Annotated in this window: 17 protein-coding genes and 2 tRNA genes; 16 read left to right on the forward strand and 3 right to left on the reverse strand. The window is 69.0% G+C overall.

The genetic code is table 11. The features are described from left to right. The first annotated feature begins 30 nt into the window (after positions 1-30). The 3 genes from ACWD3I_RS02355 to ACWD3I_RS02365 are packed head-to-tail and all read left to right on the forward strand — an operon-like array spanning position 31 to position 3,664. Entirely contained in the window at positions 31-783 is a 753-nt protein-coding gene (locus ACWD3I_RS02355; RefSeq protein ID WP_365401161.1) for an ABC transporter ATP-binding protein, read from the forward strand. Next, the gene (locus tag ACWD3I_RS02360) at positions 783-3,212 is read left to right on the forward strand and encodes an ABC transporter permease (protein WP_365401158.1); all 2,430 of its coding nucleotides are present in this window, start codon (positions 783-785) and stop codon (positions 3,210-3,212) included. Before ACWD3I_RS02355 ends, ACWD3I_RS02360 begins: the two co-directional genes overlap by 1 nt. Next, the gene (locus ACWD3I_RS02365) at positions 3,209-3,664 is read left to right on the forward strand and encodes an HD domain-containing protein (RefSeq protein ID WP_365401155.1); all 456 of its coding nucleotides are present in this window, start codon (positions 3,209-3,211) and stop codon (positions 3,662-3,664) included. Before ACWD3I_RS02360 ends, ACWD3I_RS02365 begins: the two co-directional genes overlap by 4 nt. Positions 3,665-3,681: 17 nt before the next feature. On the opposite strand, the gene ACWD3I_RS02370 is transcribed toward ACWD3I_RS02365, so the two are convergent. After that, entirely contained in the window at positions 3,682-4,809 is a 1,128-nt protein-coding gene (locus ACWD3I_RS02370) for an acyltransferase family protein (RefSeq protein WP_365401152.1), read from the reverse strand. Between the two features lie 583 nt (positions 4,810-5,392). On the opposite strand from ACWD3I_RS02370, the gene ACWD3I_RS02375 reads away from it, so the two are divergent. Both ACWD3I_RS02375 and ACWD3I_RS02380 read left to right on the forward strand, forming a co-directional pair. After that, a complete protein-coding gene (locus ACWD3I_RS02375) occupies positions 5,393-5,587 on the forward strand; it encodes a hypothetical protein (RefSeq protein WP_030044846.1) in 195 nt (64 codons plus the stop codon). Between the two features lie 75 nt (positions 5,588-5,662). Further along, positions 5,663-7,819, forward strand: coding sequence for a protein kinase domain-containing protein (locus ACWD3I_RS02380; protein WP_365401149.1), 2,157 nt, complete (start codon positions 5,663-5,665; stop codon positions 7,817-7,819). A 53-nt stretch (positions 7,820-7,872) separates the two neighbouring features. Here the strand turns inward: ACWD3I_RS02380 and ACWD3I_RS02385 are convergent. Beyond that, positions 7,873-7,943, reverse strand: a tRNA-Gly gene (locus ACWD3I_RS02385). A 130-nt stretch (positions 7,944-8,073) separates the two neighbouring features. On the opposite strand from ACWD3I_RS02385, the gene ACWD3I_RS02390 reads away from it, so the two are divergent. The 5 genes from ACWD3I_RS02390 (at position 8,074) to clpX (ending at position 12,906) form a co-directional block, all read left to right on the forward strand. Next, positions 8,074-8,150: transfer RNA gene (locus tag ACWD3I_RS02390), tRNA-Pro, on the forward strand. A 193-nt stretch (positions 8,151-8,343) separates the two neighbouring features. After that, positions 8,344-9,744, forward strand: coding sequence for a trigger factor (tig, locus tag ACWD3I_RS02395; protein WP_365401146.1), 1,401 nt, complete (start codon positions 8,344-8,346; stop codon positions 9,742-9,744). 357 nt (positions 9,745-10,101) lie between these two features. Continuing rightward, entirely contained in the window at positions 10,102-10,707 is a 606-nt protein-coding gene (locus ACWD3I_RS02400) for an ATP-dependent Clp protease proteolytic subunit (RefSeq protein ID WP_365401185.1), read from the forward strand. A 50-nt stretch (positions 10,708-10,757) separates the two neighbouring features. Continuing rightward, the gene (locus ACWD3I_RS02405) at positions 10,758-11,438 is read left to right on the forward strand and encodes an ATP-dependent Clp protease proteolytic subunit (RefSeq protein WP_323185170.1); all 681 of its coding nucleotides are present in this window, start codon (positions 10,758-10,760) and stop codon (positions 11,436-11,438) included. A gap of 178 nt (positions 11,439-11,616) precedes the next feature. Beyond that, the gene (gene clpX / locus ACWD3I_RS02410; protein WP_365401143.1) at positions 11,617-12,906 is read left to right on the forward strand and encodes an ATP-dependent Clp protease ATP-binding subunit ClpX; all 1,290 of its coding nucleotides are present in this window, start codon (positions 11,617-11,619) and stop codon (positions 12,904-12,906) included. A 72-nt stretch (positions 12,907-12,978) separates the two neighbouring features. On the opposite strand, the gene ACWD3I_RS02415 is transcribed toward clpX, so the two are convergent. Beyond that, positions 12,979-13,914: a hypothetical protein gene (locus ACWD3I_RS02415; protein WP_365401140.1), complete on the reverse strand. Its 936-nt coding sequence runs from the start codon at positions 13,912-13,914 to the stop codon at positions 12,979-12,981. Between the two features lie 137 nt (positions 13,915-14,051). Between ACWD3I_RS02415 and ACWD3I_RS02420 the strand changes: the two genes are divergently transcribed. The 6 genes from ACWD3I_RS02420 (at position 14,052) to mreC (ending at position 21,624) form a co-directional block, all read left to right on the forward strand. Further along, positions 14,052-16,676: a valine--tRNA ligase gene (locus ACWD3I_RS02420; RefSeq protein ID WP_365401137.1), complete on the forward strand. Its 2,625-nt coding sequence runs from the start codon at positions 14,052-14,054 to the stop codon at positions 16,674-16,676. 199 nt (positions 16,677-16,875) lie between these two features. Then, positions 16,876-18,360 (forward strand): bifunctional tetrahydrofolate synthase/dihydrofolate synthase, encoded by a 1,485-nt coding sequence (gene folC / locus ACWD3I_RS02425; RefSeq protein WP_365401134.1) that lies wholly within the window; start codon positions 16,876-16,878, stop codon positions 18,358-18,360. A 9-nt stretch (positions 18,361-18,369) separates the two neighbouring features. Continuing rightward, a complete protein-coding gene (locus ACWD3I_RS02430; RefSeq protein WP_365401131.1) occupies positions 18,370-18,726 on the forward strand; it encodes a DUF4233 domain-containing protein in 357 nt (118 codons plus the stop codon). A gap of 64 nt (positions 18,727-18,790) precedes the next feature. Then, entirely contained in the window at positions 18,791-19,204 is a 414-nt protein-coding gene (gene ndk, locus ACWD3I_RS02435) for a nucleoside-diphosphate kinase (RefSeq protein WP_059205347.1), read from the forward strand. Positions 19,205-19,500: 296 nt separating this feature from the next. Beyond that, complete coding sequence (locus tag ACWD3I_RS02440) at positions 19,501-20,520, forward strand: rod shape-determining protein (protein ID WP_004931372.1); 1,020 nt, start codon at positions 19,501-19,503, stop codon at positions 20,518-20,520. A 156-nt stretch (positions 20,521-20,676) separates the two neighbouring features. Beyond that, entirely contained in the window at positions 20,677-21,624 is a 948-nt protein-coding gene (gene mreC / locus ACWD3I_RS02445; RefSeq protein ID WP_365401127.1) for a rod shape-determining protein MreC, read from the forward strand. Positions 21,625-21,630: the final 6 nt, after the last annotated feature.

Below are 21,630 nucleotides of genomic sequence, written 5' to 3' on the forward strand. Positions count from 1 at the left end.
ACCACCCCTCGAACGAACGGAAGGACAGCCATGCCAGCCGACTGGGCCGTAGAGCTCCACGGAGTGCACCGCCGCTACGGCCGGGGCCGGACCGCCGTCCACGCCCTGCGCGGCATCGACCTGACCCTCCCGCCCCGCACCTTCACCGCGGTCATGGGCCCCTCCGGCTCAGGCAAGTCCACCTTCCTCCAGTGCGCGGCCGGCCTCGACCGGCCCACCTCCGGCACCGTCCGCCTCGCCGGTACGGAGATCACCGGCATGAAGGAGAACAAGCTCACCGCGCTGCGCCGCACCCGCCTCGGCTTCGTCTTCCAGGCCTTCAACCTGCTCCCGTCCCTCACGGTCGAGCAGAACGTGGCCCTCCCGATGCGTCTCGCCGGCCACCGTCCGGATCGCCGCCGCACCGCGGACGTCCTCGCCCAGGTCGGCCTGACCGACAAGGCCCGCCGCCGTCCCGGCCACCTCTCCGGCGGCCAGCAGCAGCGCGTCGCCATCGCCCGTGCCCTCGTCACCCGCCCCGACGTCGTCTTCGCGGACGAACCGACCGGCGCCCTGGACACCACCACGGCCGCCGAGATCCTCGGCCTCCTGCGCCGCGCGGTGGACGACCAGGGCGCGACCGTCGTGATGGTCACCCATGACCCCACGGCGGCCGCCTGGGCCGACCGCGTCCTGTTCCTGGCCGACGGCGAACTCGTCGACCACCTGGACCGCGGCACCCCCGACCGGATCGCCGCCCGCATGACGTCCCTCACCAGGCCCTACGACGGAGTGGCAGCCTGATGTTCACCCCCAACGGCCTCGCCCGTGCCGCCGTCCGCTTCCGGCCCTCCGCGTTCGTCGGTACCTTCGTCGCCCTCGCCATGGCCGCGCTGATCGTGTCGGCCTGCGGCATCCTTCTGGAGACGGGCATACGGGCCGAGGTCCCGCCCGGCCGTTACGCGAACGCCCCGGTCGTGGCGGCAGCCGACCAGCGGGCCCACTACGGCAAGGGCGACAGCGCCGACAGCGAACCGGTCCCGGACCGTGCCCGCCTCGACACCGCCCTGGTCACGAAGGCCGCCGCGGTGCCCGGCGCCCGCACGGCCGTGGCGGACGTCACCTTCCCGGTGGCCGGACCCCAGGGCACAGCCCTCACCGCCCACAACTGGTCCTCCACCGCCTTCACCGGCGAACACCTGACGGCAGGCCGTGCCCCGGCCGTCGGTGAAGTCGTCCTGAACCAGGCCGACATAGGCGACCGGGTCACCCTCACGACCCCCACCGGAACCCACACCTACCGCGTCTCCGGCACCACGGCCTCCGCGCAGGCCTGGTTCGCGGACGCGGAAGCCGTACGCCTCTCAGGGCACCCGGGCCGCATAGACGCCATCGCCGTGCTCCCGAAGCCCGGCGTGGCCACCGACACCCTTGCCGCCCAGGTGGCCCACGCCCTCGGCGGCAAGGCCAAGATCCACACCGGCGCCGGCCGGGGCACTGTGCAGGACCCCGCCCTCGCCGAGGGGAAGGAGATCCTCATCGCCCTCGGCGCCTCCTTCGGCGGCACCGCCACGATGGTCGCCATGTTCACCGCGGCCGGCACCGTCGCCCTCGCCGTCGGCCAACGTGCCCGGGAGTTCGCCCTGTTGCGTGCCATCGGCACCAGCCCGCGCCAGATCCGCCGCACCATCGCCACGGAGGCCCTCCTGGTCGCCCCGCTCGCCGGCGTGGCCGGCTGTGTCCCCGGAGTCGCCCTGGCCGCCTGGTGGTTGGGACAGCTGCGGGACAGGGGAGGGGTGCCCCGGGCCGTCGAACTGTCCGTCTCCTGGATCCCGTTGGTCTCCGCGGTCGGCGCCGTGCTCGTCGCCGCCCTGCTCGCCGGATACATGGCGGCCCACCGCAGCTCCCGCATCAAGCCGGGCCAGGCGCTCAGCGAGGCCTCCGTGGAGCGTCTGCGCTTCGGCTGGATCCGCACCCCGCTCGGTATCGCCGCGGCGGCCGGCGGCTGTGTCTGCGCGGGCCTGGCCGCCTCGACGACCGGCGAGGACGCGGCCAACGCCGCGCTCGGCATCGTCATGCTGTTCATGCTGGCGGTGGCCCTGCTCGGTCCGCTGATCGCCCGCGCCTGCGCGGCCCTGTTCGGCCTCCCGCTGCGCGGCGCCGGCGCCTCCGCCGTGCTCGCCGCCGCCAACTCCCGTACGAACGCCCGCCGACTGGCCTCCGCGATCACCCCGATCGTGCTCGCGATGGCGTTCTCCTCGGTGCTGCTCTTCCTGCACACCAGCGAGGACCACGTCACCGCCGAGCAGCAGCGCGATGGGATCACCGCCGACCACATCGTCACCGCCGACGGCCCGGGCCTGGCCCCCGACGCCGTACGACGGGCCGAACGCGCCCCCGAAGTCACCTCCGCCGTCGGCCTGTTGAAGACCGCCGTGCTCGTCCCCGCCTCCGGCGGCACGCTGGAGGAGGCCACCGCACAGGGCGTCACGGGCTCCGCACGCGATCTGGCGGCCGTACAGGATCTGGACGTCAAGGACGGCCGACTCTCCCTGGAACCCGGCGAGATCGCCGTGGACGCCTCCCTGGCCGGCAACGCGGACGCCGAGGTCGGCGACCGCCTCCCGATCCGGCTGCCCGACGGCACGAAGGCCGAACCGCGGATCGTGGCGACGTACGGACGGGGCATGGGACTGTCGCAGGTGACGATGGCCCGCACCGACCTCGCCACCCACGTCACCTCCGCCTTCGACGCGGAGCTGTGGACCAAGGGCGGTACGGGAGCCGGTCTGAAGGAGTTCGGCACGGTCCTGGCCCGCGCCGACTACACCACCGCCCAGTCAGTGGACCGCAAGCTCAACGCCTGGGCGAACAACGTCATGGCGGCCGTCCTCGGCGGCTTCGCGGCCGTCGCCGCCGGCAACACCCTGGTGATGACGGTCCTCGACCGCCGCCGCGAACTCGGCACCCTGCGCCTCATCGGCTCCACCCGCCGCCAGGTGCTCAGCATGATCCGCTGGGAGGCACTCCTGGTCGCCCTCGCGGGCATCGTCCTCGGCACGGCCATCGCACTCGCCACACTCGTCCCGATGATGAACGGACTGACGGGGCAGGGGCCCTACATCCCTCCGCTGCTGTACGGCTCACTCGTGGCGGCGATCGTCGCTCTGGGCCTGACCGCGGCCGGCCTTCCGGCCCGCGCCGCGCTGCGCGGGGAGACACTGGAGCCGTGACCGACGCACCGCGCACCCTGACCCTGACCGAGGTCGAAGCCCTCGCCCGCACCGCCCACGAGGGCCAGACCGACAAGGCGGGCCGGCCCTACGCCGAACATCTCCAGGCGGTGGCCGAGGGGGTGCGGGCGCGGGGCGGCGACGCCGAGCAGATCGCGGCCGCCTGGCTGCACGACGCCGTCGAGGACGACGCGCTCTCCGCCCACTGGCTGGAGGAGGCCGCGCTGAGCCGTCGTACGAAGGACATCGTGCTCGCGGTCACCAAGCGGGCGGGGGAGCCGCCCGAGGCGTACGCCGGGCGGATCCTCGCCACTCCCGGCGCGCTGCTGGTGAAGGAGTCGGACCTGGCGCACAACGCCGACCCGGCGCGCCTCGCGGTTCTCGACGAGGAGACCCGCAAACGACTGACCGAGAAGTACGCGCGGATGCGTGCACTTCTCGGTCCGGGGTGAGACAAGGGGCGTAGCGGCTAGGCGAGAACCTTCTCGCGGCGTTCCTGCTTCTGGCGTTCCTGCTTCTGGCGTTCCCGGGCCAGTTCGGCGGGGTCCTGCTTGAAGGCCCACTCCATCTTCGGCTCCATCGCGAACCGGAAGACCCGCTGCACGGGCTTCGTGCACAGCACGGTGACGACGGCGGCCGCGAGGACGCTCACGGCGATCTCGCCGAGCGGGCGGTGCAGCCAGGGGTGGTCGAACCAGCCCTGGTAGTCACCGGCCTTCACCAGGAAGCCGTGCAGCAGATAGCCGTACAGCGTGCCCGCGCCGAGGGCCGTGAACCACATGTTCCGGCGCGGCACCCAGGAGAAGAAGCAGGCGGTCAGCAGCAGCGAGCAACCGAACATCGCGAGCACCATGACCGGCCCGGCCCACCACGGGGCGCCCAACTCCTGCGCGGCGTCCCGGTGGTAGAACCACGCGGTGTTCATGCGCGGTACCGCCCACCAGCCGATGGCGAGCGCGGCCGCGAACACGGGTACCGACAGGATCCGCACCGTGCGGGTGCGCACCCGGTGGAAGTGCTCGGGCTTCATGCACAGGCCCAGCACGAAGTACGGCAGGAACTGCAGGATCCGCTGCAGATCCAGGTCGTCACCGATCGACGGCGCGACGGACGCCAGCATCGCGAGGCCGAGCGCGAAGGGGAGCGGCCAGCGGACGGCCTTCAGGATGGGGGTGATCATCCGCCAGACGAACAGCGCGCACAGGAACCAGGTCAGGTACCAGGGGTCGAGCAGGCTGATGTCCTTGCCGGGGTCGTCGCCCGCCACGCGCTCGAAGAGGACGTAGGCGGTCTCGAAGACGATGTACGGCACCGCGACACCGGTGATCAGCCGCCGCAGCCGGTCCGGGCGCATGTCGAAGCTGCGCGAGAAGAAGCCGGAGATGATGATGAACGCCGGCATGTGGAACGAGTACACGACCGTGTACGCGGCTTCCAGGATGCGGCTGTCGCCCTTGAGCGGTTCCCAGGCGTGACCGATGGCCACCAGCACGATCGCCAGGTACTTGGCGTTGTCGAAGAAGGCGTCGCGCTGCTTGCCGGCGGGCTTGGCCGACTGTTCGTTCTGCTGTTTGAGGGGCGAGCGCGGACTCGGCACTCCTGATGCCGACGGCTGGGCAGGGGGGAGCGGCGCTCTGCCGCGTGCGGGGGACGAGGCAGCGTGGAACATCTGAGGCACCCTAGCGTTGTCTGTGGGTTTTCGTAAAACCCGCCAGGTCATTCCTGGTTATTCGCTTCGGGTGCCCAGAAAATCGCGCGGTTGACGTCTGGTGAACGTGACGGTCAACACACCTGGTGGGTAGGGAATATGGTCACAGCAAGCGCCAACTTGGTGTGATTCATCCCGACTAAATAGGGCATAAGACCAGCAGGCGACTCCGGTGGAATGTCCGCTTCCTGTGGGCGCGATGATTATTCGAATTACCTGCGAACAGGATGTGTGGAGACCGAAACGATCCAGTCGAATTACCTGTGCGGGTGCACTCTCGAATTGTTGTGCGGGGCGTGAAGGGTCGGGCGCGCGGCCGGACGGCACCCCACAGTTCAGGCACAGGTGTGGTCAACGATGCATCACCTGCCGCATACAGCGGCCTGGTTGGTGGCACGATGGTTCTGGCGGGGGTGCGCGGGGCTGGCACCCCCGGGCCGGGAGAGCGGACCGACCGAGGGTGTGATCAGTTGTGGCCATTTCGCTGTCAGTGGTGCTGCTGTTGGCGATCATCTTGGTGGTGTTGATCCGTGGCGGATCCCTCAAGGCCGGACCTGCCGTCGTGGCCGTGCTGTTCGGCTTCTTTCTCGCCTCGACGGGCATGGCCGACGACATCCAGCGCTTCCTCAACTCGATAGCGGAGACCATCAACTCGATCCAGTTCTGACCCCGTTGACCCGTGGAGCTAGGCTGATCCGTCCGGTCACGGGGGCCGGAGACGGCTACAGGGGGACGTACGGGGATGGCGCTGCGCGACTCGGACCCGGCGGAGGCGGGCGGCTACCGCATCGAGGACCGCCTGGGCAGCGGCGGAATGGGCGTGGTCTACCTCGCCCGCTCCGCCTCCGGCCGCCGTCTCGCGGTCAAGGTGGTGCACGCCCAGTACGCCGACGACGACGAGTTCCGCGCCCGGTTCCGCCGTGAGGTGGCCGCGGCCCGCCAGGTCAGCGGTGCCTTCACGGCTCCGGTCGTGGACGCGGACGCCGACGCGCCGCGTCCCTGGATGGCCACGCTCTACATACCGGGCTCGGATCTCGGCACGCACATACGCGACAACGGCCCGCTGCCGCCCCACCGGCTCCGTGAACTCGCCGCGGGCCTGGCGGAGGCGATCCGCGACATCCACCGCGCGGGCGTGGTCCACCGCGACCTGAAACCGGCCAACGTGATGCTCGCCGACGACGGCCCCCGCGTCATCGACTTCGGTATCTCCCGCGCCACCGAGTTCGCCGCCTCCGACGTCCTCACCCAGACCGGCCGTGTGATGGGCACCCCGCCCTTCATGTCCCCGGAACAGTTCTCCGCGCCCCAGGACGTGGGCCCGGCGGCCGACATCTTCTCGCTGGGCGCGGTCGTCGCGTTCGCCGCGTCGGGCCGCGGCCCCTTCGACAGCCCGAGCCCGTACGAGACAGCGATCCGCGTGGTCGAGGGGGCCCCCGAACTCGACGACGTCCCGGCCGAGTTGCTCCCCTTCATCCGCCTCTGTCTGGAGAAGGAGCCCAAGTCCCGCCCCACGGCGGACGAGTTGCTGCGGCTGCTGAAGGACGGCGACTGGCCGGCCCCCCGCCCCGCGGACGGCGCCCCGACCGTGGTCGACATGGGCAGGCCCCGCCGCCCCCGCCGCAAACGCCTCTGGCTGGCCGCCGCGGCAGGCGCCCTCGCCCTCGCGGCGGCGGCCACCACGACGGTCGCCCTCACCGGTGACGACCCGGCCCCGGGCAACCTGCCGGCCGGCTGGGAGGAATGGCGCAAGCAGGCGAAGGATCCGAGCGTGGACAAGGACCCCATAGGCGCCGGCGCCCCCTTCAACCGCTGCGTCGCCTCCGGCGGCACGTCCCTGGTGTGCGCGGGCGACGACATCCTCGCCACACGCTTCGCTCTGGCGGACGGCCGCAACACCTGGAGCCTGCCCATCGACGCGACAGCGGACGACATCGGCAGCAGCAGCTCCGGTGGGGGCACGATCATCGGCACCCACGACGGCCGTGTGTACGCCTACGGCTCCGACGACCGGACCGTCGGCTCCGACGACGGGGTCAGCGCGGCCCGCTACACGATCCAGTCCCTGGACGCCGAGACCGGCAAGGTGATCTGGAAGACGGTCACCGGCGACGGCGAGGAGGCCGCGGAGCCCTCCAGCGACCAGGGCGCCTCCACCGCCGTACCCGAAGGCGTGATCACCACCTACGGCAAGCGGGGGGAGCAGTTCGCCCTGCTCGACGCCGACGACGGCAAGGTCCGCTGGAAGCAGAAGTTCCCCGAGCCGAACGAACAGATCTGCCTGCTGCGCAGCGCGGCCAGGCAGGGGTACCTGGTCTGCCAGAAGTGGAACGACGACACCGTCGGCAACACGAGCATCGCGCAGCTCGACCCGGCCACCGGCCGTGCCCGCTGGACCATCGAGGTCGCGGGGGACAAGGACATCGTCGGACAGGCCGACGGACGCCTGATCGTCCTCGGCTCGACCGGCGAGCACCGCACGCTGACTCTGATCAACGCCGCGTCCCACGTCCTGACGACCGTACGGCTGTCCGAGAGCCAGCCGGAGGGCTCGACCCCCACCCTGCTGCGCGGCAGGCTCTACTTCACGCTCACCAGCGGCGGTGTCCGCGCGATCGACCCGCAGAGCGGGAGACAGCTCTGGGCGAGCGACTCCGGAGTGGAGCAGGCGGGCCCGCCCACCGCCTCGACCACCCGCCTCTACCTCTCGTCCATCAGCGGCCGCCTGGCCGTCCTCGATCTGGCCACGGGCACCGTCGAAGCCACCCTCGGGGGCCGCGACGACAGCGGCACCGTCGACTTCCCCGACATGGCCGCCCCACCGGTCCTCGTCGGCGACGCCCTCTATGTTGCGTACGGCATCCGCTCGGCCTACACCGTGGACGTACGCACCCTGTGACCGGATGACACGAAAGGGCCCGGTTCCGAGGAACCGGGCCCTTTGCCGTACAGAGCGGGCGACGGGAATCGAACCCGCGTAGCTAGTTTGGAAGACTAGGGCTCTACCATTGAGCTACGCCCGCACAGGACGCGCCGCAGGTCAGATGACCGCGGCACAGAAGGCATCGTAGCGGGTCGGGACCCCTCGCCGCACACTCCGTAAATGCGGCGGCTCCACTGCCTGCGGGCATGTACCCTACGTGTCGCACCAGACGGGGTGTGGCGCAGCTTGGTAGCGCGTCCGCTTTGGGAGCGGAAGGCCGTGGGTTCAAATCCCGCCACCCCGACCATTGACCGGCCATTGGCGGCCACCTTCGCGATCACCTGGCTTGATCGCCTTTTGGGGCGTGTAGCCGCTGCGGTTACTATGCAAGCTGCGCGCCCGTGTGTCTCTCGTCTGATGCAGTCCTCAGGGCGGCTAATCCGCCGGAGCCGTTCTGGCCCCGGCAGAATCCAAGAAGTCAGCCACAAGGAGACCGAACCGTGAAGAGCGCCGTGGAGACCCTGAACCCGACTCGGGTTCGGCTCACTGTCGAGGTGCCCTTCGAGGAGCTCAAGGACAGCCTCGACGCGGCGTACAAGAAGATCAACCAGCAGGTCACGGTGAAGGGCTTCCGCAAGGGCAAGATCCCGGCCCGCGTCATCGACCAGCGGTTCGGCCGTGGTGCGGTGCTGGAGGAGGCCGTCAACGACGCGCTTCCGAAGTTCTACACCGAAGCGGTCAACGAGGCCGAGCTGGAGGTTCTCGGCCAGCCCGAGGTCGACATCACCGAGCTGAAGGACGGCGACACGCTGAACTTCACCGCCGAGGTCGACATCCGCCCGTCCCTGGAGCTCCCCGAGGACTTCTCCTCCATCGAGGTCGAGGTCGACGCCGTCGAGGTGAGCGACGAGGACATCGAGAAGTCGGTGGAGGAGCTCCGTGAGCGCTTCGCCTCCACCTCCCCGGTCGAGCGCGCCGCCGAGGACGGCGACGTCGTCACGATCGACCTGGAGGCCAAGGTCGACGGAGAGGTGCTCGAGGACGGCATCGCCAGCGGTGTCTCCTACACCATCGGCTCCGGCGAGCTCCTCGAGGGCATCGACGACGCCGTGAAGGGCCTGGAGGCCGGTGGCGAGGCCACCTTCACCTCCGAGCTCAAGGGCGGCTCGGCGGCCGGCAAGGAGTCCGAGGTCACCGTCAAGGTCACCCAGGTCGCCGCCCGCGAACTGCCCGAGCTGGACGACGAGTTCGCGCAGCTCGCCTCCGAGTTCGACACCCTCGACGAGCTCAAGGCCGACAGCCGCAAGCGCCTCGAGAACATGAAGCAGTACGACCAGGCCACGCAGGCCCAGGAGCGCGTCCTGGAGAAGCTGCTCGAGCTGGTCGAGGTCCCGGTCCCCGAGAAGCTGCTCGAGGACGAGGTCAACACCCGTAAGCACAACCTCGAGCACCACCAGCTCGGCCAGATGGGCCTCGACCTCGAGAAGTACCTCGAGATCCAGGGCAAGACGGTCGAGGAGTTCGAGACCGAGACCAAGGACGCCGCGGTCAAGGGCATCAAGACCCAGTTCGTCCTCGACGAGCTGGTCAAGCGCGAGAAGCTGAACGTCAACCAGGAGGAGCTCACCGAGCACCTCATGCGTCGTGCCGCTTCCTCCGGCATGTCCCCCGACCAGTTCGCCCAGGCGGTCGTCGAGGGCGGCCAGGTTCCGCTCCTGGTCGGCGAGGTCGCCCGCGGCAAGGCCCTGGCCGTCGTGGTCGAGGCCGCCACGGTGAAGGACACCAACGGCGAGGTCATCGACCTGGACGACGAGGAAGAGGTCGAGACGGCCGCCGAGGTCGCCGCCGAGGCCACGGAGGCGGACGCCACGGACGCCGACGCGGAGAAGACCGAGGGCTGAGCCCACGGCACCGAGCAGGCCGTAGGACGGGCTCCGGGTCACTCATGACCCGGGGCCCGTTTTCCTACCCAGGGGTGCGGGGAACTGCGCGACAAGCCACATACGACCCGCAGCCGCCCACGCGCAGCACAGCCACGGCGAGTAGGCAGTGGCCCACCCGCCGGAGGCACCCCGCGCTACGCCCCCGGCGAACAGCCCCCTTTGCGGGATTCCCCGAAGGGACCAGCGCGTTAGGGTCCATGAATACGAGGGGAGTGGAGTCCCGAGCGGCTCCAGCCCCGCAGGGAACACGCAGGGAACACGTGAAGACGGCCCGGCGCCGTCGTAAGACGAGCAGGTGGATACGTGACGAATCTGATGCCCTCCGCCGCCGGCGAGCCTTCCATCGGTGGTGGCCTCGGCGACCAGGTCTACAACCGGCTGCTCAACGAGCGGATCATCTTCCTCGGCCAGCCGGTCGACGACGACATCGCGAACAAGATCACCGCACAGCTGCTTCTCCTTGCCGCGGACCCGGACAAGGACATCTACCTCTACATCAACAGCCCGGGCGGTTCGATCACGGCCGGCATGGCGATCTACGACACCATGCAGTACATCAAGAACGACGTGGTGACGATCGCCATGGGCCTCGCCGCCTCCATGGGCCAGTTCCTGCTCAGCGCGGGCACCCCCGGCAAGCGCTTCGCGCTGCCGAACGCCGAGATCCTGATCCACCAGCCGTCCGCCGGCCTCGCCGGCTCGGCCTCGGACATCAAGATCCACGCCGAGCGGCTGCTGCACACGAAGAAGCGCATGGCGGAGCTGACCTCCCAGCACACCGGTCAGTCGTTCGAGGAGATCACCCGCGCCTCCGACCGCGACCGCTGGTTCGACGCCGACGAGGCCAAGGACTACGGCCTCATCGACGAGGTCATCACCACGGCCGCCAACATGCCGGGCGGCGGCGGCACCGGGGCCTGAGGCCCCCTGCAAGCCCTCAGCCGACCGCCTCAGCCTCTAGGAGACAGAAAGTGAACGACTACCCCGGCAGCGGCCTGTACGACCGCACGCGCGCCGAGTACACGGGTCCCTCCGCGGAGTCCCGCTACGTCATCCCACGCTTCGTCGAGCGCACCTCGCAGGGCGTTCGCGAGTACGACCCGTACGCGAAGCTCTTCGAGGAGCGCGTGATCTTCCTCGGCGTCCAGATCGACGACGCCTCCGCCAACGACGTCATGGCGCAGCTGCTGTGCTTGGAGTCGATGGACCCGGACCGTGACATCTCGGTCTACATCAACAGCCCCGGCGGCTCCTTCACCGCGCTGACCGCGATCTACGACACGATGCAGTTCGTGAAGCCGGACGTCCAGACGGTCTGCATGGGTCAGGCGGCCTCCGCCGCGGCCATCCTGCTGGCCGCCGGTACGCCGGGCAAGCGCATGGCGCTGCCGAACGCGCGTGTGCTGATCCACCAGCCCTACAGCGAGACCGGCCGCGGTCAGGTCTCCGACCTGGAGATCGCCGCCAACGAGATCCTCCGGATGCGCGCGCAGCTGGAGGACATGCTGGCCAAGCACTCGACCACGCCGATCGAGAAGATCCGCGAGGACATCGAGCGCGACAAGATCCTCACGGCCGAGGAGGCACTCTCCTACGGTCTGATCGACCAGATCATCTCCACTCGGAAGATGAACAACGCATCCGTCCGCTAGTCGGAGGCTGTATTGTCTGCCGCCCCTTGGTCCGGTTCGTGTGCTTTGACACGCTGCACGTCAAAGTGAACCGCGCCAAGGGGGGCCCGAACGGGGGGCCCGGCAAGGTACCGTCGGAATAAGGCAGCACCAGGAGCCGCTGGACCTAGGCGTCTCCCAGGCGAAGGGGAAGCACACCGTGGCACGCATCGGTGACGGCGGCGATCTGCTCAAGTGCTCGTTCTGCGGCAAGAGCCAGAAGCAGGTCAAGAAGCTCATCGCAGGGCCTGGTGTGTACATCTGCGACGAGTGCATCGACCTCTGCAACGAGATCATCGAGGAAGAGCTCGCGGAGACGAGCGAGGTGCGCTGGGAGGAACTCCCCAAGCCTCGTGAGATCTACGAGTTCCTCGAGGGCTATGTGGTGGGCCAGGAGTCGGCCAAGAAGGCGCTCTCCGTGGCGGTGTACAACCACTACAAGCGCGTACAGGCCGGCGAGAACGGCGGCGGCAACGGCCGTGACGACGCGATCGAGTTGGCGAAGTCCAACATCCTCCTGCTGGGCCCCACGGGCTCCGGCAAGACACTGCTGGCCCAGACGCTGGCACGCATGCTGAACGTCCCGTTCGCGATCGCCGACGCCACGGCGCTCACGGAGGCGGGTTACGTCGGCGAGGACGTCGAGAACATCCTCCTGAAGCTCATTCAGGCGGCGGACTACGACGTCAAGAAGGCCGAGACCGGCATCATCTACATCGATGAGATCGACAAGGTCGCGAGGAAGAGTGAAAACCCCTCGATCACACGGGATGTGAGCGGCGAGGGCGTCCAGCAGGCGCTGCTCAAGATCCTCGAGGGCACGACGGCCTCGGTCCCGCCCCAGGGCGGTCGCAAGCACCCGCACCAGGAGTTCATCCAGATCGACACGACGAACGTCCTGTTCATCGTGGGCGGTGCCTTCGCGGGCCTGGAGAAGCTCATCGAGTCCAGGGCCGGCGCCAAGGGCATCGGCTTCGGCGCGACGATCCGCTCGAAGCGTGAACTGGAGGCCAAGGACCAGTTCGAGGACGTCATGCCCGAGGACCTGGTCAAGTTCGGCATGATCCCCGAGTTCATCGGCCGCCTCCCGGTGATCACCTCGGTCCACAACCTGGACCGCGAGGCCCTCCTCCAGATCCTGGTCGAGCCTCGCAACGCCCTGGTCAAGCAGTACCAGCGCCTCTTCGAACTCGACGGCGTGGAGCTGGACTTCGAGCGCGAGGCGTTGGAAGCCATCGCCGACCAGGCCATCCTCCGCCAGACCGGCGCCCGAGGCCTCCGCGCCATCATGGAGGAAGTCCTCCAGGGCGTCATGTACGAGATCCCGTCCCGCAAGGACGTGGCCCGCGTCGTCATCACGGCGGACGTCGTCCACTCCAACGTCAACCCGACGCTCATCCCGCGCGATGCGCGCAACGGACGGGGACCGGGAGAGGCGAAGACGGCGTAACAGCCGCCGTACACACGGACGAACGAAGGGGCCCCGGTCAACAGACCGGGGCCCCTTCGCAGTTCAGCGACGTCAGGCCTTGACGCGGACTTCCTTGCGGAGCTTCGCCGTCATCTCGGCCGCCTTCGCGGGGTCCGTGGCCTTGCCGGCGGCGATGTCCGAGTACTCCATGGGCATCACGAAGCCGAGCGTGCTGTGGTCACCCCAGACGCAGTATGTGACCTTCATTTCCTTGGCCATGCCGGCCGTCGTCTCGTCGGAGTTGTCGATCTTGGCGCCCTGGCACTTCAGGATCGCGCCCTCCAGCGAACTGGGCTTGTATTCCTTCGCGTTGCCCTCGAAGGTGACGTTCTCCTCGCCGGCGTCCTTCTTCATGAAGGCGAAGAAGCCGTCAACAGCCTTCTCGGGGTCGTCGATCGTGCCGTAGACGCCGCCGAACGACAGCATCTTGCCGCCCAACGGGTTGCTCTCGTCCGTGACCTCGTAGTTGGCGCTGACATCCTTGGCGCCCTTGACACCCCAGGACTCGGCGTCCTTGAGGTCTTCCTTGGTCATGCTGTCGCTGTCGCCGTCGGACTTCTTGTACTCGGTGAGTACGGTGCCTGGAGTCGTCAGCTTGTGTGCCCCGTCGTCCGCGATGTCCGACCCGCTGCCGCCCCCGCCACCGAGCACGAGGGCCGCGCCCACGGCGATCGCGGCGACGACCGCCACCGCGCCGATGATGATGCCGATCTTCTTCTTGCCGCCCCCGCCCGGCACCGGCGGCATCGGGGCCGTGTAGGGCTGCTGGCCGTACGGCTGCTGACCGTACGGCGGGGTCTGCGGCGGGACGCCGCCCTGCTGCTGGGGGTAGCCGTACCCCGGCTGCTGGGGCTGAGCGGGCTGCTGGGGGTAGCCGTAGCCGGGCTGAGGGGCCTGCGGCGGCTGCTGGCCGTACGGGCCCGGCTGACCGTACGGACCGGGCTGCTGGGGCTGCCCGCCGTACGGGCCCGGCTGGTTGTGACTCATTACTGGGTTCCCCTCCAGATGCTTATGTGTTCCGAACATCCTGGCGCAGGCACACGCGATGCATTGCATCGGGGGGCCTCACCGTTACAGAACAAAGCCGTTTCGGGACACGCCCGCGACACCCCTAAACTGAGCCCGTGACCGAGAACGCTCAGCAGCAGCCATCAGCGCCCGACACCGAACTGCCGACCCAGTACGCGCCGGCCGACGTAGAGGGCCCGCTGTACGAGCGCTGGGTAGAGCGGGGTTACTTCGAGGCGGACGAGAAGAGCGACAAGCCGCCTTACACCATCGTCATCCCGCCGCCGAACGTCACCGGCAGCCTGCACCTCGGGCACGCCTTCGAGCACACCCTCATCGACGCCCTCACGCGCCGCAAGCGCATGCAGGGCTTCGAGACGCTGTGGCAGCCGGGCATGGACCACGCCGGCATCGCCACCCAGAACGTCGTCGAGCGTGAGCTGGGGAAGGAAGGGAAGTCCCGGCACGACCTCGGGCGGGAAGCCTTCGTCGAGCGGGTCTGGCAGTGGAAGGGCGAGTCCGGCGGGCAGATCTCCGGACAGATGCGTCGCCTCGGTGACGCCGTCGCCTGGTCGCGTGAGCGCTTCACCATGGACGAAGGTCTCTCCCAGGCCGTCCAGACCATCTTCAAGCGGCTCTACGACGACGAGCTGATCTACCGCGCCGAGCGCATCATCAACTGGTGCCCCCGGTGTCTGACCGCGATCTCCGACATCGAGGTCGAGTACCAGGACGACGACGGCGAGCTCGTCTCCATCAAGTACGGCGAGGGCGACGAGACGCTCGTCGTCGCCACCACCCGCGCCGAGACCATGCTCGGTGACACGGCCGTCGCCGTTCACCCGGACGACGAGCGGTACAAGCACCTCGTCGGCAAGCTCATCAAGCTGCCGCTCACCGAGCGCTCCATCCCCGTCGTCGCCGACACCCACGTCGACCCCGAGTTCGGCACCGGTGCGGTCAAGGTCACCCCGGCCCACGACCCGAACGACTTCGAGATCGGCCAGCGCCACGACCTGCCGGCCGTCACGATCATGGACGAGCACGCCGTGATCACGGCCCACGGCCCCTTCCAGGGCCAGGACCGCCTCGAGGCCCGCTCCGCCATCGTCGCCGCCCTGCGCGCCGAGGGCCGGATCGTCGCCGAGAAGCGGCCGTACGTCCACTCCGTCGGCCACTGCTCGCGCTGCAAGACCACCATCGAGCCGCGTCTGTCCATGCAGTGGTGGGTCAAGGTCGGCCCGCTCGCGAAGGCCGCCGGTGACGCGGTCCGCGACGGCCGCGTCAAGATCCACCCCCAGGAGATGGAGAAGCGGTACTTCGACTGGGTCGACAACCTCCACGACTGGTGCATCTCGCGGCAGTTGTGGTGGGGCCACCGCATCCCGGTCTTCTACGGCCCGAACGGCGAGGTCGTCTGCGTCGGCCCCGACGAGGAGCCGCCCACCGGTGAGGGCTGGCGTCAGGACACCGACGTCCTCGACACCTGGTTCTCCTCCGGCCTGTGGCCGTTCTCCACGCTCGGCTGGCCCGAACAGACCGAGTCGCTCGCGAAGTTCTACCCGAACTCCGTCCTGGTCACCGGCTACGACATCCTCTTCTTCTGGGTCGCCCGGATGATGATGTTCGGCCTGTACGCGATGGACGGCACCCCGCCGTTCCACACCATCGCCCTGCACGGCATGGTCCGCGACCAGTTCGGCAAGAAGATGTCGAAGTCCTTCGGCAACGCGGTCAACCCGCTGGACTGGATGGACAAGTACGGCAGCGACGCCCTGCGCTTCACCCTCGCTCGCGGCGCCAACCCCGGCGTCGACGTCCCGATCGGCGAGGACTGGGTCCAGGGCTCCCGCAACTTCGCCAACAAGATCTGGAACGCCACGCGCTTCGCGCTGATGAACGGCGCGACGGCCGACGGGCCCCTGCCGGACGCGTCGGCGATGTCGGCGACGGACCGCTGGATCCTCTCCCGCCTCAACTCCGTCGTCGCCGAAGTGGACGCGCTCTACGAGGACTACCAGTTCGCGAAGCTCTCAGACGCCCTCTTCCACTTCGCGTGGGACGAGGTCTTCGACTGGTACGTCGAGCTCTCCAAGACGACGTTCCAGGCGGGCGGCGAGCCGGCCGAGGTCAGCAAGCGGGTTCTGGGCGAGGTCCTCGACGTCACCCTCAAGCTGCTGCACCCGATCGTCCCGTTCGTCACGGAGACCCTCTGGACCACCCTCACGGGCGGTGAGTCGGTCGTCATCGCCGACTGGCCCAAGGACTCGGGCTTCCGCGACGACGCGGCCGAGCGTGAGATCGAGGCCCTCCAGTCCGTCATCACCGAGGTCCGCCGCTTCCGTGCCGACCAGGGGCTCCAGCCCGGCCAGCGCGTCCCGGCCCGTCTGACCCTCGACGGCACGGCCCTGGCCCCGCACGAGGCCGCCATCCGCCAGCTCCTCCGGCTCCAGCCGGAGGGCGACGCCTTCACGGCCACGGCGACCCTCCCGGTCTCCGGCGCCGAGGTCGCCCTCGACCTCTCCGGCACCATCGACGTCGCGGCGGAGCGCAAGCGCCTGGCGAAGGACTTGGCAGCGGCTGAGAAGGAGAAGTCCCAGGCCACCGCCAAGCTCGGCAACGAGGCGTTCCTGGCGAAGGCCCCGGACAACGTCGTGGACAAGATCCGTGGCCGCCTGGCAAAGGCGGACGAGGACATCGCCCGTATCCAGTCCCAGCTCGACAGGTTGCCGCAGGCATAGAGGGTTTGTACGGCGCGAAGGGCCCCCGGAGTCTTCTGGACTCCGGGGGCCCTTCGCGCCCCTCAGGGGCGCGGGGCCGTATCGACATGCGGCTCCGCCGCGTGGGCGCGACCAGCCACAACGCACCCGCACCCGCCAGACTTCACGGGCCACCCCACTCCATAGGCACTCTCTAGCTCCCCCTCCGTAGACTGACCCCGTGAGTGACAGCGACCCCTTCGACGAGATCATCGACGCCGAGACAGACCGGGACCCCGACCTCGCGGTCATCGAGGCCGGCAGCCGCACCCTGCGCACCCAGGGCGGCCCGCCGGAGGCAGACGTGCCGACGCGCCCCCAGGACCCCGAGGTCGACAAGGCGCTGCGCGAGGTCGAGGCGGAGCTCGCCACGCGCTGGGGCGAGACCAAGCTCGAGCCCTCCGTCAGCCGTATCGCCGCGCTCATGGACGTCCTGGGTGAGCCGCAGCGGTCGTACCCCTCGATCCACATCACCGGGACGAACGGCAAGACCTCCACCGCCCGCATGATCGAGGCCCTCCTCGGCGCCTTCGAACTGCGCACCGGCAGGTACACCAGCCCCCACGTGCAGTCCGTCACCGAGCGCATCAGTCTCGATGGGGCGCCGATCTCCGCCGAGCGGTTCATCGAGACGTACGAGGACATCAAGCCGTACATCGAGATGGTGGACGCGCAGCAGGAGTACCGGCTGTCGTTCTTCGAGGTGCTGACCGGCATGGCGTACGCCGCCTTCGCCGACGCGCCCGTGGACGTGGCCGTCGTCGAGGTCGGGATGGGCGGCACCTGGGACGCGACCAACGTCATCGACGGTGACGTCGCCGTCGTGACCCCCATCGACCTGGACCACACCGACCGGCTCGGCGGGACTCCCGGCGAGATCGCCAAGGAGAAGGCCGGCGTCGTCAAGCAGGACGCGACCGTCATCCTGGCGCAGCAGCCGGTCGACGCCGCGCAGGTGCTGCTGAAGAAGGCCGTCGAGGTCGACGCCACCGTGGCCCGTGAGGGGCTGGAGTTCGGGGTCGTGGCGCGGCAGGTGGCCGTCGGCGGACAGCTGGTCACGCTGCGCGGACTCGGCGGGGAGTACGAGGAGGTCTACCTCCCGCTGCACGGTGCCTACCAGGCGCACAACGCCGCCGTCGCGCTCGCCGCCGTCGAGGGCTTCTTCGGTGTCGGCTCGCAGCGGCCCGAGCCGCTCGACATCGACACCGTCCGCAAGGCCTTCGCGGCCGTGACGTCGCCGGGGCGGCTGGAGACCGTACGGCGCTCTCCCACCGTCGTGCTGGACGCCGCGCACAACCCGGCGGGCGCCCGGGCCACCGCCGAGGCGATCGGCGAGGCCTTCGACTTCAGCCGGCTGATCGGTGTGGTCGGGGCCAGTGGCGACAAGAACGTACGAGGTCTTCTGGAGGCCTTCGAGCCGATCTTCGCGGAGATCGTGATCACCCAGAACTCCAGTCACCGTGCCATGGACGCCGACGAGTTGGCCGCGATCGCCGTCGAGGTGTTCGGCGAGGAGCGGGTACAGGTCGAGCCGCGGCTGCCCGACGCGCTGGAGGCCGCGATCACGCTGTCCGAGGAGGAGGGCGAGTTCGCGGGCGGCGGTGTGCTCGTCACCGGTTCCGTCATCACCGTCGGCGAGGCCCGGCTGCTGCTGGGGAAGGGCTGAATCCCAAGAATGCGTACTCTCTGTTCATCGACCCTGATCGGTGAGTTCTTCATCATCGGCTTCGCCGGTCTGGTCGCGATGAAGGACGAAGACCTGTCCACGGCCACGGTGTGGACGGTCAGCGGCATCGCCATGTTCCTGTGTCTGGCGCTGTGCGGTGTGATCACCCGGCCCGGCGGCGTCACCCTCGGCTGGGTCCTGCAGATCGCCCTGATCGCCTCCGGGTTCGTGGTGCCGACGATGTTCTTCCTGGGCGTGGTCTTCGCGGCGCTGTGGTGGGCCTCGGTGCACTACGGGCGGAAGGTCGACGAGGCGAAGGCGAGGTTCGCCGCGCAGGCCGACTCCACTACACCTGACGCTGCGTGACCGGCCGGCGGACACGCCGGGTAATCTCATCACCCCGCACACTTTTGATCACAAGGAGTCTCACGTGAGCCAGCGCACCCTCGTCCTCCTCAAGCCCGACGCCGTCCGTCGTGGCCTGACCGGCGAGATCATCAGCCGTATCGAGCGCAAGGCCGGCTGGCAGATCACCGCGCTGGAGCTGCGCACCCTGGACCAGGACACGCTGGAGCAGCACTACGGCGAGCACAAGGGCAAGCCCTTCTACGAGCCGCTGGTGGAGTTCATGGCCTCCGGCCCGGTCGTGGCGCTGATCGTCGAGGGCGAGCGGGTCATCGAGGGCGTGCGCGCGCTGGCCGGCCCGACCGACCCGATCGCCGCCGCTCCCGGTTCCATCCGCGGGGACTTCGGTGTGATCGTCCGCGAGAACCTGATCCACGCCTCCGACTCCGAGGAGTCCGCCGAGCGCGAGGTCAAGATCTTCTTTCCCGGGCGTGCGTAGGTTTCGTGGCTTTTTCTGACGGGGCGTCAGGGAGCCCGTCGGTCTGACCTGGGACGGCCGTATCTTTTCGGCCGTCCTTTGGCATATGCGTGCCGATCGGGGGAACGGGTGCCCCCGATGGACCGTTTCCACAAGCGCGGCGGCGTTCCATCTGCTGACAATGGCGAAGACCCTCGCGCGGTGTTCGCGTAGGCGCCACTACGATGGAAGCCTTCACGTCACCGCACCCACTTCGCCGACCTGAAAAAGCCCTCAAAGCTCCCGGGAAGGCCAGACGAATCCTGATGGGGAACTCAATGTCGTTCATCGGCCGTGACATGGCTGTCGACCTCGGGACCGCCAACACGCTGGTGTACGTCAGGGGTCGCGGGATCGTACTCAACGAGCCGTCCGTCGTCGCGATCAACACCAACACCGGTGGCATCCTGGCGGTCGGCGCCGAAGCGAAGAAGATGATCGGGCGCACGCCCGGCAACATCGTTGCCGTACGTCCGCTGAAGGACGGCGTCATCGCCGACTTCGAGATCACCGAGCGGATGCTGCGCTACTTCATTCTGAAGATCCACAAGCGGCGGTATCTCGCGAGGCCGCGCGTCGTCGTGTGTGTGCCCTCCGGCATCACCGGCGTCGAGCGCCGTGCCGTCATCGAGGCGTCGTCCCAGGCCGGGGCCCGCCAGGTGCACATCATCGAGGAGCCCATGGCGGCCGCCATCGGTTCCGGCCTGCCGGTCCACGAGGCCACGGGCAACATGGTGGTGGACATCGGCGGCGGCACGACGGAGGTCGCGGTCATCTCGCTCGGCGGGATCGTCACCGCCCAGTCCATCCGCGTCGCGGGTGACGAACTGGACAACGCGATCATCCAGCACATCAAGAAGGAGTACTCGCTCCTCCTCGGTGAGCGGACGGCCGAGCAGATCAAGATCACGATCGGTTCGGCGTACGACCTCGACGCTGACGAGCACACCGAAATCCGCGGCCGGGACCTCGTCTCCGGGCTGCCCAAGACCGTCGTCATCTCGGCCGCCGAAGTCCGCAAGGCGATCGAGGAACCCGTCAACGCGATCGTGGACGCGGTCAAGACGACCCTCGACAAGTGCCCGCCCGAGCTGTCCGGCGACATCATGGACCGCGGAATCGTTCTGACCGGCGGCGGAGCCCTGCTGCGCGGCCTCGACGAGCGGCTGCGGCGCGAGACCGGCATGCCCATCCACATCGCCGAGGACCCGCTGGACAGCGTGGCGCTCGGCTCCGGCAAGTGCGTGGAGGAGTTCGAGGCGCTCCAGCAGGTGCTGGACGCCCAGCCGCGCAGATGACGTAACTCTTCGATTCCGCCGTACGAGATGATCTCCTCTCGTACGGCGGATCGTTGATATAGAGGCATAAGCTCGCCCATAGGCATCCGCGAGCCTCTGTACACCCGCATACCTGAACACCTGCACATTCCTATGAGGAAGGCACGGCCGCCGCACGTGAGGGACACACGAGAGAGCCGGCTGCTCCTGGTGCTGCTGGTCGCCATCGCGTTCGCACTGATCACGGTGGACATCCGCGGCGGGGAGGATTCGCCGGTCGACGGTGCCCGCCAGGCCGCGGCCACGGTTTTCGGCCCCATCGAGGACGGTGTGTCGTCCGCCGTGAACCCGGTCGGCAACGCGGTCTCCGCGATCCGCGACTCCGGCGAGCGGCACGACCGGCTCGCCGCGCTGGAGAAGGAGAACGCGGCCCTCAAGGCGAAGCTCGGCAGCGACGACCGCAACACCAGCCGCCTCAAGCAGCTGAACTCCATGCTGAAGGTCGCCGGCGAGGGCCAGTACGGCATCAAGGGCGCCGAGGTCATCGCCATAGGAGCGGCCCAGGGCTTCTCCTGGACCATCACCATCGACGTCGGCTCCAACGACGGCATCAGGCGCGACATGACCGTCCTCAACGGCGACGGACTGGTGGGGCGCGTGACGACCGTCGGCCCGAACACCGCCACCGTGCTCCTCGCCAACGACCCCGACTTCACCGTCGGCACCCGCATGGAGGCCAGCGACGAACTCGGCTTCGCCTCCGGACAGGGCGACCGCCCGCTGCGCGTCGAACTCCTCAACGGCAAGGCCGAGATCAAGAAGGGCGACCGCCTCGTCACCTTCGGCTCCCAGGCCGACAAGCCCTTCGTACCCGGCGTCCCCGTCGGCATCGTCTCCCGAGTCGACCCCTCCGGCGGCGACCTCACCCGCACCCTCTACGTCACGCCGTACGTCAGCTTCACCAAGCTCGACATCGTCGGCGTCGTCGTCGAGGCCCCGAAGAAGGACCCGCGCGACACGGTGCTCCCCGACAAGCCGAAACCGACCCCCACGCCGACGGTCACCGTCACGGTCACCCCGTCCGCGAACGCCCCTGTCGACGGCCAGTTCGAGCAAGAGCAGTAGGAGCTG

The organism is Streptomyces sp. NPDC002817 (assembly GCF_053592055.1).